This is a genomic window from Neobacillus sp. FW104-15D2 (assembly GCF_058790155.1).
Window position 1 is genome coordinate 18,762 of record NZ_JBYTCJ010000037.1, and the last position, 12,269, is coordinate 31,030.

Consider the following 12,269-nt stretch of genomic DNA (forward strand, 5'->3'; position numbering starts at 1 on the left):
GCGGCGGCCAAGGTCTTGGCATTCATGCGGGCGGCCAGTTAGGAGGCCAACAAGGGCTTGGCGTCCAAGCAGGCGGCAACTTAGGCGGCGGCCAAGGTCTTGGCATTCATGCGGGCGGCCAGTTAGGAGGCCAACAAGGGCTTGGCGTCCAAGCAGGCGGCCAGCTAGGCGGCGGTCAAGGAATAGGCGCTCATCTTGGCGGTAATCTTGGTAAATACACCGGTCATCTCGGCTTCAAATTTGGCGGTAAAGAAAATGCGTAAACCTAAATAAAAATGATAACCAATAAAGGCTGACCTATTGAATTCTTCTGGGTCAGCCTTATTTTAGTCTGGTGTATAGTAATTGATTTAACTGTAAGGCCCAATACCAGCGTTGGTGTAACCAGGGGCAAAGTAAATGTTAGAGCTAGTACTAGCAGAGCTGTCATCATCCTGCTAATCAAGGTTAATACTTTTTCTTATTGAATGATTTTTGGCGTTTGTGAAGGTTGCACTTAAACTAATGGGGGCTTTACTTGAATAATAACAACATAAGAATCCAATACTAGGTGTGAAAATTCACGAGTGGCAAAAATGGCTGTGTTTATGTCTTCTTGCAAATACTTTTAATAAATGTTAAACTTTAGAAGAATTATTTTTGTTCGGTGTAAAGGATAGTATAAGATTAACTTTTCGTCTTGATGATCACTGAGTGCAAGGATAGTAACACATTGTGTGTAAAGCACACAGCAGGAGGAAACAAAATGGAGCAAGGTAAAGTAAAATGGTTTAACGCAGAAAAAGGTTTCGGATTTATCGAGCGTGAAGGCGGAGAAGACGTGTTCGTTCATTTCTCAGCTATCCAAGGCGAAGGTTTTAAATCTTTAGACGAAGGTCAAGCAGTTACTTTTGACGTTGAGCAAGGTCAACGTGGGGCTCAAGCAGCTAACGTGCGTAAAGCTTAATAATAAGAACAAACTAAAACAGGCTCTATATAGAGTCTGTTTTTCTTATTTTTAAAAAAAAAACAAGGAGCCCCACTCACGAATGAGTAGGGCACATGTAAACAAGTAAATCAAATGGTAAACAAAGTGTATCACATAATCACAAATTCTCCTATTAACTTTGATTAGTAAGTTTTATTAATGAAACAGCCTTAGTTTATTCCCATAAATCATTTGTCAATTTTTCCGATTATTCGGATGCATACTTAACCATCTATAAGAATAGATATGGCTGATGCCTTAGCAAAATTAATCGGGTTGGCTTCCATTTTTATTGTGGTGTTTGCCTTAATCATCACCACTATTTCTTATTTTAAAAAAGGAAATGAAATTAATAATCAAACATTTAAGTTTTCAAGGCTAATGGTTATTTATCTTTCTATTTCTTTATCTTTATTTTCCTTATATTTGGTATTTATTTTATGTATATATGGGGATCTGTCTGATATATAATTTATGATATTTTTATAAAATACCCGCTTTAACGCGGCACCAAATGATGAATGAGACCAATAAAGATGTGGAATTTTTTGTAATTCGTAGCCTGGGAGTAAAAGTGATCGGATATTAATAAAAGAGTGATTTGATTTGGTAGTGGATTCCGACCATTATCAATCGGAGTCATTTTCTTTCTAAGCGGAGTTAAAAAAGACCAGGAGTGGTCTTTTTTAACTTTATACCATTTGTTTGCTGAACCACTTTTCAATCAATGTTGTTGGTAGTTAGTAGAATGGTAAAGGTTGTACATTTTTCTGAATTGGACTCTACCGAAATGGATCCTCCCATTAATTCAATCAAATGCTTTGTAATAGCCAGTCCAAGTCCGCTTCTCTCTCGTAGAGAATTTCTAGAGGATTCTTCGGTAAAGAAAGGCTCCCAAATGTACTGAAGGATGTCAGGTTTTATTCCCTTGCCACTATTAGCAATTTTTATTTCAAAATGATTTTCCCTTACTTGACTACATATTTTTATCGTACCTTGTGGGGGAGTATGACGCACAGCATTATCGAGTAAATTAAAGATAACCTGTTTCATTCGTTCGGGGTCTACTTTTATTTTTAGGTCTTCCGGATTTTCCAAATGTTCCACTAAAGTAATATCCTTTTCAACTGTTCGAATATGAATACTGTCTAAAACACTTTGAATGAGTGATTTCCAGCTAATTGAAACAGGCTGCAGAATGACCTTTCCTGACTCAATAGCGGATAAATCTAAAATGGTGTTTAACAGCTTACTTAGACGTTCAATTTCTTTTAAGCTTATGGTTAAATATTTCTTCTGCAAATTGGGAGAAATGACCCCTTCCAACATTCCTTGAATGAATCCTCTTACAGAGGTCAATGGAGTCCTTAGTTCATGAGAGACATTTCGTATTAATTCTTTTCTTAACTTTTCTAAGGTTTCTAACTGATCAGCCATATGATTAAAGGTTTGCGCTAATTGACCCACTTCATCTTTACTTTTAACCGTAATCCTTTCATCAAAACGTCCTTTACCTATTGAACTGGCAGAATGAGTCATTTGGACAAGTGGTTTTGAAATTCTCCTTGAAAGCCAATAGAGAGCAAATAATGCCGGTATTGACATAGAGACTGAAATAATGATAATTATCTTTGAAACTTCTCCTGCTTGTACTTCTTTAATAGGTGTCAAAAGAAAGAGAGCACCGATAAATTGACCCTGTCTTGTTACCGGGACACCTACGGTTAAAACTTCCTTTTCGCTATTTTTTTCAAACGTCCCAATGTGCGTAATTCTTTTACCTTTTAACACCTGATTAATAATATTCGCATTCTTGATGTCTGCTCGCTTTAATAGCTTCTCCTCTTGTTTTTTTGTGCGAGTTGCCTTATTTGGCGGTGCCGATAAAAGCAAGTCGATTTTAACCTTTGACAGTTTTTTATTATAGGCAACAAACTCATTAAAGAGAGGGTCATTGATTGGGTCTTGACTGTTTCCGATAATCGTCAGGATCTGATCTGCTTGGTGAAATAGCGCGGTTTCTTTTTTCTTAAATAACATTTCTTTTAATGAATAATTAATAATGGCAGCCAGAAGCGCCATTCCAATAATATTGACGATGACAGAGTAGACTAATAATTTTTGAAAAATAGATTTAAATTTCATGTGAATCATCCACCGTAAATTTATAACCGATCCCCCGGACGGTTTCTATTTTCCAGCTGCCGTCATCTTGACTGAGCTTTTGACGTAAACGCGTAACAAAAACATCCACTACACGGTCTTCTCCGAAGTAATCATCACCCCAAACAAGGTCTAATAATTGCTGCCGATGAAACACCTGGTTAGGATGTTTCGTAAAAACCAAAAGCAATTGGTATTCACGTGGAGTTAAATCGATGGTTTCGTTACTGCAAGTAACGGTACATGCTTTTGTATCTATTATCAGCTGTCCAAATTGAATGTTGGTTGACATTTTTTCGGCTTTTACGGTTCGTCTAAGCAGGGAGATAACACGTGCAATCAGCTCATTTGGGTCGAATGGTTTGACCAAATAATCATCAGCCCCCAGACTAAACCCCCATACTTTATCCTCACTTTCACTCTTAGCCGTAAGCATGAGAATGGGAAGGTCACTGGTTTTACGAATTTCCCTGCAAACCTCCCACCCGTTCATTTCCGGAAGCATGAGGTCCAGTATAACCAGGTCAACTGAGTGTTTCTTGAACATCTCTAATGCTTCTTTTCCCGTAAAGGCTTGATATAGATGAAACCCCTTATTCTGTAAATAAAGCTTAGCCATCTCTGAAATATTAATATCATCATCCACTAATAGAATGGTGAAGCTTTGTGGTTTTATAGAATAGATCATGATCTTAAACCTCGTAAATTCTTTTTCTTTATTATAGCACCTGCATTGTAATTATAGGTTTCTACAGATACGGCTGAAATAATCCTGAAACAATATTGAAGTACTCTTTATTCAGATTCTAGAAAACTCTAGTGGAGGTACTATCATGAAATGGAAAATCATAATGATTGCATTTGTTATCGCCCTATCGTCCTCACTTTTCATGGGGTGTTCGAATACACAAAATCATTCTTCTAAAGCTGCGGTTACCAATAAAAAGAATGGAAAATCACGTCACCACCAAAAGAAGAATACAAAAATTGACCCTCAATTGTATTCGTTTCTAGGCATCAGCAAAAAAGATTTCAGAGATGAAAAAAAAGCTGGAAAAAGTATCGTTGAAATAGCAAAAGAGAAAAACAAAACAGAGCAACAGGTGATTGATTTCTTAGTTAATAATCGAGAGCATGCATTTAAGAAAAAGAACCCGAACATAACAGAAAATCAGTTAAACGAAAAAAAGCTGCAATGGACAAAGAAAATTCAGTCACAGATTGAGAAAACGAAAAATCCGAAGAAAGGGGAATAAGGATTGGAAAAGAAGAAAAAGTGGTTAATCGGTACAGTTATTTTTACGATATTGATTGCTGCAATCGTGGTATTTATTATAAAAAATCAAAAAAGTGATGCTCAACCACAATCAAAAATAAAAACCGTTTCAGTCTCTAAAGGGAGCATACAATCAAGGGTTCATGCTCTCGGTACAGTAGATTCTTCTCAAATTAAATTCTTTAAAGCGGGAACAGCTGAAACGATTAATGAGATTAACGTTTCTTTAGGAAAGGCAGTAAAAAAAGATGAAGACTTAGTCACATTCCTGGATCAAAATCTTCAGAATGACATTGAAGAAGCGAAGGCAAATGTTGAAATGGCGGCGATTGATGCTGCGAGTGCAGGGCGGCAGCTCGAACACGGAGATGTAACTAAGAATCCGGATTTACAAGATAAGGCAGATAAAGCCAATATTGAGCTGCAGCAGGCAAGGGACAAGCTGAATCTGTTACTTAGTAATGAGAAGGTTCCACCGCTTAAGGCACCATTTGATGGAACAGTGGTCGCAGTATCCGCTCAGAATGGAGATGAGGTTCAAAAAGGGGACCCTTTATTAGAAATAGCTGATTTAACGAAGCTGAAGATGAATTTGGAAGTCGACGAACTTGATATTTCACAAATTAAACCGGGACAACATGTTCAAATTAATTTAAACGCTCTTCCCGGAACTTCCATAAATGGAATGGTGGACTCGATTTCTTCAATTGGAGAAATAAAAAATGGAGTTTCTACTTTTAGTGTAACGGTATTATTGACCGCGGGAACCGGCGTAAAACCTGGTATGACCGGGGAAGCGTATATTTTGACTTCAGAAAAAGATAACATTCTCACACTACCGATGGAAGCAGTTCAAGAGAAAAATGGACACCAGTTTGTGATGGTGAAGTCACTTTCCGGCAAACAGGAAATGGTGAAAATCAAAACAGGTATACACGATGATCAATTAGTAGAAATCGTTTTAGGACTTGAGGATGGGGAGAACGTAATCATCCCTAAAACTTATTCAATTGATAAAGGGAAAAAGCAAAAGAAAAACGGGTCCTTACAGAAAATGTTTGGGGGCAAAAAAGGTGGAAAACAAAAGTAATCCGATCGTCTCGATTTGCCGGTTAACGAAAAAGTTTCGCACCTCAAATAGTGGACCCCAATTTGAAGTATTGAAAAAGATTAATCTGCAAATACAAGCAAATGAATTTGTCGCTATTATAGGGCCTTCGGGCTCGGGTAAATCTACCTTAATGAACATAATGGGTCTGCTCGATCACTTTGATGAAGGCGAATACTTTTTGGATGGTATGAATGTAAAGGATTTAACTGAGATCGAAAAAGCATCCATTCGAAACAGCAAGATCAGCTTTATTTTTCAAAATTTTAATCTGCTTCCAAGATTAACAGCCTATGAAAATGTCGAAGTCCCTCTCATATACCAAGGAATATCTAGAGTAAAAAGAAATAAAAAAATAACGGAAGCACTTGAGCGGGTCGGTTTAAGTGACCGAATGAAACACAAGCCTGCAGAATTATCCGGAGGGCAGAAACAGAGAGTCGCGATTGCAAGAGGTTTGGTAACCAATGCACCCATTATTATAGCGGATGAACCGACTGGTGCATTAGATTCAAAAACAGGAGAAAACATCATGGAACTCTTAAAGGAGTTAAATGAGCAGGGCAAAACAATTATCATGATTACTCACAATCCAATTCTTGCGAAACAAAGCGACCGAACTTTAGTGATAAAAGATGGGGATTTGTCGACAATGGAGGTGTTTTCATGAGTCTCTTTGATGCGGTAAAGATGGCTGTGAATACCATTTCGTCCTATAAATTAAGAACATTTCTGACCATGCTCGGTATAATTATAGGAATATCATCTGTCATTATTCTCGTGTCTTTTGGAAGTGGGACAAAGCAACAGGTACAAGGGCAAATTCAAAACCTTGGAACCAATTTAATTTATGTCAATATTTTAGGAAGAGGGAACAAGACCACTCTTAGTTATGAAGAGACCATGAAGTTTGCGAGGATAAAAGGCATCAAAACGCTATCACCCGTCATCAGCCAGTCAGCATCCGTGAAAAGGAACGAAAAACTTATAGACGGAATTGATATCTCCGGAATCAATCCCAGTTATCAGGATATTAGGCGGTTAACGTTGGAAAAGGGAAGATTTATATCACCGCTTGATCTTGACTATCGGACACAAACCGCTGTGTTAGGTAAAAATATTGCACAAAATTATTTTGGATTCATAAATCCGGTCGGGGAAAGTATCCAAATCAACGGTGTTACATTTAAAGTAGTCGGAGTGCTAAACTCAAAAGGCAGTACACTCGCAGGTTCAGATGATGACCGGATCCTTATACCAGCAAGTACAGCAGAACGAACGTTTTATATCCCGGGAATAAAGTCCATTTTTATTCAAGCACAGAACGATAACTCTGTTAACAAGGTATTAAAAAATGTCGATACAAGTTTAAAAGATATTTTTAAGAATGATGAAAACAGTTTTAAAGTCCTGAACCAGCAAGACATGCTGGACACCGCAAGTTCCGTTTCCAATCTCATGTCCGTCATGCTAACTGGTATTGCCTGTATTTCACTAATAGTAGGCGGTATTGGGATTATGAACATAATGTTAGTATCGGTTTCAGAAAGAACGGGAGAAATTGGGATTCGTAAAGCTATTGGAGCAAAACGAAGAGATATTTTATACCAATTTCTAATAGAAGCTGTCATTATAACAACAATGGGTGGAATATTGGGGATTTTAATTGGTATATCCGGGTCGATTATTTTAAAAAACGCGACAGGTTTAGAAACGATAATCTCTCCGTTTATCCTTTTGATTTCATTAGTATTTTCCATTATCATTGGATTGCTGTTCGGCATTTTGCCGGCCTATAAAGCTTCTAAACTTAATCCGATTGAAGCATTGCATTTTGAATAGATTTTTTTAAAAGATTAGGAAGCATAAAATTTTCTTATGCCACAGTACTTGATGCTGTGGTTTTTTTCATATTAAGACAATTTTTGTAAAATGTATTTTTTTCGATGAAAACCAATATTGGGAAAAGTTCAAAAGTAATATGGAAAAGATTCGTCCAATTGCTATTATGGAAGTAGAGAAATTTCGAGATTGTGGGAATACCAAAGGGGGATTATGTAAAATGTGGGATGGCTGCGGCTATCCCGTTTTCTTATTGTGCTAACGGGCAGTTTAGTGCGATAAGGTAGCAGGAAAATAAAGGGTTAATCTAGAACTTGGTTAGAATCGGAGGTGTTGTTTATGCAACAATATGTATATCATATGGTACCGAATGATATGGAAGGAGACAAATTGATACCCTTAAATTCTTTGAAGAATCCTTATCCTCAATTGTATGATAAATATACTAAAAAGTATTTTGACCATCCTGGGAGACCTAAACTGCTTAGAAAACAAGTACCAAAACTAAATTGTTTATGGAATGATGTTTTACATTTTCTACCCTTGCATCCTCATTACGTTTACCAAGCAATCACAGCTTTAGAAATTAAGACTAAAGAAAAACAGTCCTTTTTTAAAATTCCTATTCAAAATCTAAAAAACAATAAAAACGCTATCTATCATTACTCCAAAGAGAAATATAAAGGTCCAGCAGAACCTATCGAGGAAGATCAAATTAAGATAGTGGATATGGATTATTATAAAGAACTTACAGGGTTGCCATCTGCTACATCTGAATATTACAAAGATGAAAGCATAAAAGGCAATAGATTCGGATTGTTTCACTACGTCCCACATTTTTTAAGTCTCGGAGAAGTCGAAATTGGCAATGTTGAAATAATAACTTGGAATGAACTCAAATAGATTGTGAAGTATTGGACTTTAAGGCTTATGTTAAAGATGGGGTGGCTGCGGCTATCCCTTTTTTTATTGTGCTAACGGGACAGAAGAGTTGAACAAGAGATATTGATCTTACAATAATCAGTGTTTCTTGTTATTGTAGTGATTTTTTACCTCTAAAATATGTTACGGTAAGAATATACGTTCGTTTTTGTTGAAATATACATATTTTGGGGAGGTAACTAATGGAGACAATAAGCTATCCAAGAGTTTGGAATTTAGATAAGATTTTTATGGGGGGAAGCAAATCAACTCTGTTTTTAGAACATGTCAATCGATTAGAAGCTCTTGTACATGAACTAGAAGGTAGCGTTAAATCATTTATTACTCCACTTTCAACAAATGAAGTAATTAAAGTAGTCCATTTAGTAGAAAACATTGCAACCATTCGCTTGTACTTATCGCAAGCTAATTCGTTTATCACTTGTCTCTTTGCAGAAAATCCAAAGGATCAAGATGCTACGAATTTACGAGGAAAAGTTGCTCAAAAGGAATCCCGTTTTGAAAAAGAATTATCGAAAGTAAAGAAGATATTAACAAATACAAAGGAAGATGTTTGGGAAAGCATACTAGAAACCGAAGAATTACAAGAGTATAGATTTATTTTAAATGAATGGCGTGAAAATGCAGATAAGAATTTGTCAGAAGCGGAGCTAAATTTAATTTCAGATTTAATGGTTGATGGATACCATGCTTGGGGACATTTCTATAATAATCTAGTAAGTAGTATTAACGTAATTATCCAAATTAATGGAAAAGAAGAAAATCTATCTGTTGGACAAGCCATTAACTTGCGTTCGCACCATAATGAAGAAGTGCGTAAGGAATCCCATTATGTATTAGAGTCAACTTGGAAAGAGAAAGAAGAATTATTTAGTAAAATAATAAATCACATTGCTGGCTTTCGTATACAAGTAAATAACAAACGTGGGATTAAAAATGTAATAGAAGATTCATTGAAAAAGAACAGAATGGAGGAAGAAACGCTGAATACGATGTGGACAGTGATCAGTAAATATAAACAACCATTCTCGGTTTACTTGAAGCGAAAAGCTGAAATGATAGGCGGATCTAGTATGAAGGCTTATAACTTTTGGGCTCCCGTTACAAAAAATAATCAAGAGATATCATTCGAGGAAGCTGCTACACTTATTACGGAACACTTTAGTCAGTTTGGAACCGAGCTAGAAGGATTCGTTAGGCAAGCTTTAAATGAAGGTTGGATAGAGGCAGAAGATCGACCAAATAAGTCCGCTATTCCATTTTGTGCTGGTTTTCCACTAACAGGTGAATCAAGAGTTTTTATGACATTTAGCGGTACTTTTTTAAATGTGTTAACTCTTGTTCATGAACTGGGGCATGCTTTCCATAATCATGCCATGAAGTCTGTTAATGGGTTGAATAAGCGTTACCCGTTAAGTATTGCTGAAACTGCTTCAACCCTATCCGAAATGATTATTTTTGATGCGGCTATGAAAATGGCAAATTCAAAAGAAGACAAATTATTTATACTGGATGAAAAATTAAAACGTAGTGTAATGAACTTTATGAATATTCATTCGAGATTCTTATTTGAGCAGAGATTTTACGAGGAACGTAATGAAGGTATTGTTTCAGCCGATCGACTAAATCAGTTAATGGAAGAATCAATAAATGAGGCATATGCTGGTTCCCTAGAACAACCTTCGATTTATTCTTGGGTTTGGACACCACACTACTATATTACTCAATCGCCATTTTATAATTTCCCATATACTTTTGGGTATTTATTTGCATTGGGCATTTATGCAAAGGCAAAGGAGAAGGGGAAAGATTTTGAGAAAGATTATATGAACTTACTGCGTGATTCAGGAAGTATGTCTGTGGAAGATTTAGTTATGAAACATTTAGGAGAAGATATTACTTTAGAGGAATTCTGGGAAAAAGGAATGGAATTATGTGTCAAAGATGCAGAAGAATTTATAAAACTAACATCTTCTTAAAAGTATTGGAGAGTTGATCAAAACAATGGATTGACGCTTTTTATGAGGAAGTTATGGTACTACAGGGGCAGTTTAGTTCAACAAGAAAATCAACTATAATAAATTTAATACATAAAATTAGGAGGATAAATATGGAAAAGATAACACCTTTTTTAATGTTTCAAGATGGCAACGCAGAAGAAGCGATGAATTTTTATACTTCCATCTTTGAGGATTCTCGAATTACAAACATTGTTAGATATGGAGCTAATGAAGCTGGACCAGAAGGCACCGTAATGCAGGCTACTTTTACCTTGAAAGAGCAAGAATTTATGTGTATTGACAGTCATGTAAAACATCAATTCTCTTTTACACCTTCCTTCTCAATCTTTGTTACTTGTAATACTGAAAGTGAACTTGACAATCTTTATGAGAAACTTAATGAAGGTGGACAAGCGCTTATGCCTTTAAATAATTATGGTTTCAGTAAAAAGTTTGGTTGGGTAAATGACCGCTTCGGAGTTTCGTGGCAACTAAATCTTCCTTTGTAAAGGTTTTAGGGGAAATTAATAAAACTAAATTAGGTAATACCTATTTTTATCTTAAAGCTTTATTTTTTTGATTTTGTAAATATTGTACTTAAACAAACGGCTGCGTTTGCTTAATAAGCCAAATCAAAAAAATCGGTTCCTAATGGTAAAGGAACCGATTTTTCAATGTTGTAATATACTTTACGTTGGTAAATCCGCATTTTCCTGACGCTACTCCTTTTAAGTCATGACTTAATAGATGATGAAGATTAATCGTATATTACAGCTTTTCCTTGTTCACGTAGTTTTTTTAAAGATGTAAGCATATGATTTATTTCTTCATCGGAATGTCTTTCCCATGAAGAAATTTCAGCTATTATTTTCAAAGGCGATTTAGACCTATAAGAACGTGTTGGGTTTCCAGGAAATTTTTTGTCAGTTAAGTTCGGGTCATTTTCAAAATCACCTAATGGTTCTACAATGTAAATTCTTTCTTTTGATTTAGATGCTGCTAATTCAGCACCCCATTTAGCCGCATCTAATGTTGCAGTGAAATATATATAGTTCGATTTTTTGTCTTGGTAATTTGATAAGTGTTGCGGTTCTAAAAGATCTCCAATTTTTAGTTCTGCTTTAGTACCATGAAAGAAAGGACCTTTATCCAAGACAGCTTTTTTGTCATTCATATTGATACACATCCTTTACATTTAGATTTGTATTTACACTATAGTATAGGAATTACAAAAATAGTAGTAGTATTTCCGGTAAAACTCTTAGTTTTATTAAAGTCACGAGTGGAACTTACGACACTTTTGTTATTGTGCTACCGGGTGAGTTGATCCAGAAGGATTAACCGCCTTTTTTTGTTGAATTCCTTATTGAACAAACGTGGCAGGATTGTTGAAGAAGGATATTTTCTGTTATAAGCGAATTAGAATTTCAAACAAACCTTACACGAATACAGGTATTGAAAATAACAGGAATATAGGAGGTATGAGATATGAAGATCAATAGAATAGATCATGTGAGTATAAATGTAAATGATCTTTCAGAGGCTAAAGCGTTTTTTCTTGATTTAGGACTTGAAGTGCAAGCGGAATGGGAATTGGATGGAGAACAGTTGGACCGAATAGTTGGGCTTAAGGATGTTAAAACGGCATGTGTAGGATTGGGAATGCCGGGTGGTAAGGCATGGATAGAGCTAGTCAAATTTTATACGCCGTCAGATGAAAAAGATATTCAGCAGCCTTTTGCAAATACGCTGGGTATCCGACATATTTGTTTTGCTGTTGAAGATATTGAAGCTATTGTTTCAAAATTGAAAAAGAAGGGCACGGAAATCTTTAGTGAGATACAGCAATATGAAGAAAGTTATAAGTTATGCTACGTTCGTGGTCCAGAGGGAATTATTTTAGAATTGGCGGAGAAAATCAGATAAATATTGAATGGAACTTTAAATGATTTAGGTTTCCAACTTTAAAGA

General features: G+C 35.9%; 13 protein-coding genes and 1 pseudogene. 11 read left to right on the top strand and 3 right to left on the bottom strand.

Features of this window, described 5'->3' with window-relative positions; all coding sequences use genetic code 11:
- Positions 1-263: hypothetical protein (locus AC3WR0_RS22340; protein ID WP_492554347.1), on the top strand; the 263-nt coding region annotated here is incomplete at its 5' end.
- Between the two features lie 482 nt (positions 264-745).
- Positions 746-946 (top strand): cold-shock protein, encoded by a 201-nt coding sequence (locus AC3WR0_RS22345; RefSeq protein ID WP_027322891.1) that lies wholly within the window; start codon positions 746-748, stop codon positions 944-946.
- Positions 947-1,687: 741 nt separating this feature from the next.
- Here the strand turns inward: AC3WR0_RS22345 and AC3WR0_RS22350 are convergent.
- A complete protein-coding gene (locus AC3WR0_RS22350; protein WP_492554348.1) occupies positions 1,688-3,112 on the bottom strand; it encodes a sensor histidine kinase in 1,425 nt (474 codons plus the stop codon).
- Positions 3,102-3,818 (bottom strand): response regulator transcription factor, encoded by a 717-nt coding sequence (locus AC3WR0_RS22355; RefSeq protein ID WP_492554349.1) that lies wholly within the window; start codon positions 3,816-3,818, stop codon positions 3,102-3,104. The genes AC3WR0_RS22350 and AC3WR0_RS22355 overlap by 11 nt, the downstream gene beginning before the upstream one ends.
- A 145-nt stretch (positions 3,819-3,963) precedes the next feature.
- Between AC3WR0_RS22355 and AC3WR0_RS22360 the strand changes: the two genes are divergently transcribed.
- From AC3WR0_RS22360 to AC3WR0_RS22395, 8 genes and pseudogenes are all read left to right on the top strand, one after another.
- Positions 3,964-4,386 carry a hypothetical protein gene (locus tag AC3WR0_RS22360; RefSeq protein ID WP_492554350.1) on the top strand — a complete coding sequence of 141 codons (423 nt, stop codon included), beginning with the start codon at positions 3,964-3,966 and terminating at the stop codon, positions 4,384-4,386.
- 3 nt (positions 4,387-4,389) lie between these two features.
- Positions 4,390-5,496, top strand: coding sequence for an efflux RND transporter periplasmic adaptor subunit (locus AC3WR0_RS22365; RefSeq protein WP_492554351.1), 1,107 nt, complete (start codon positions 4,390-4,392; stop codon positions 5,494-5,496).
- A gap of 4 nt (positions 5,497-5,500) precedes the next feature.
- Entirely contained in the window at positions 5,501-6,184 is a 684-nt protein-coding gene (locus tag AC3WR0_RS22370) for an ABC transporter ATP-binding protein (protein WP_492554382.1), read from the top strand.
- Positions 6,181-7,356 carry an ABC transporter permease gene (locus AC3WR0_RS22375; protein ID WP_492554352.1) on the top strand — a complete coding sequence of 392 codons (1,176 nt, stop codon included), beginning with the start codon at positions 6,181-6,183 and terminating at the stop codon, positions 7,354-7,356. Before AC3WR0_RS22370 ends, AC3WR0_RS22375 begins: the two co-directional genes overlap by 4 nt.
- 70 nt (positions 7,357-7,426) lie before the next feature.
- Positions 7,427-7,567 (top strand): annotated as a pseudogene (locus tag AC3WR0_RS22380) (IS91 family transposase); the annotation flags it as partial.
- A 128-nt stretch (positions 7,568-7,695) separates the two neighbouring features.
- A complete protein-coding gene (locus AC3WR0_RS22385) occupies positions 7,696-8,259 on the top strand; it encodes a group-specific protein (RefSeq protein ID WP_492554353.1) in 564 nt (187 codons plus the stop codon).
- A 221-nt stretch (positions 8,260-8,480) separates the two neighbouring features.
- A complete protein-coding gene (locus tag AC3WR0_RS22390) occupies positions 8,481-10,277 on the top strand; it encodes a M3 family oligoendopeptidase (protein WP_492554354.1) in 1,797 nt (598 codons plus the stop codon).
- Positions 10,278-10,408: 131 nt separating this feature from the next.
- On the top strand, positions 10,409-10,807 hold the full coding sequence (locus tag AC3WR0_RS22395) for a VOC family protein (protein WP_492554355.1): 399 nt from the start codon (positions 10,409-10,411) through the stop codon (positions 10,805-10,807).
- 248 nt (positions 10,808-11,055) lie between these two features.
- On the opposite strand, the gene arr is transcribed toward AC3WR0_RS22395, so the two are convergent.
- A complete protein-coding gene (gene arr / locus AC3WR0_RS22400) occupies positions 11,056-11,472 on the bottom strand; it encodes an NAD(+)--rifampin ADP-ribosyltransferase (RefSeq protein ID WP_492554356.1) in 417 nt (138 codons plus the stop codon).
- A gap of 314 nt (positions 11,473-11,786) precedes the next feature.
- On the opposite strand from arr, the gene AC3WR0_RS22405 reads away from it, so the two are divergent.
- On the top strand, positions 11,787-12,224 hold the full coding sequence (locus AC3WR0_RS22405) for a VOC family protein (protein WP_492554357.1): 438 nt from the start codon (positions 11,787-11,789) through the stop codon (positions 12,222-12,224).
- Positions 12,225-12,269 lie beyond the last annotated feature (45 nt).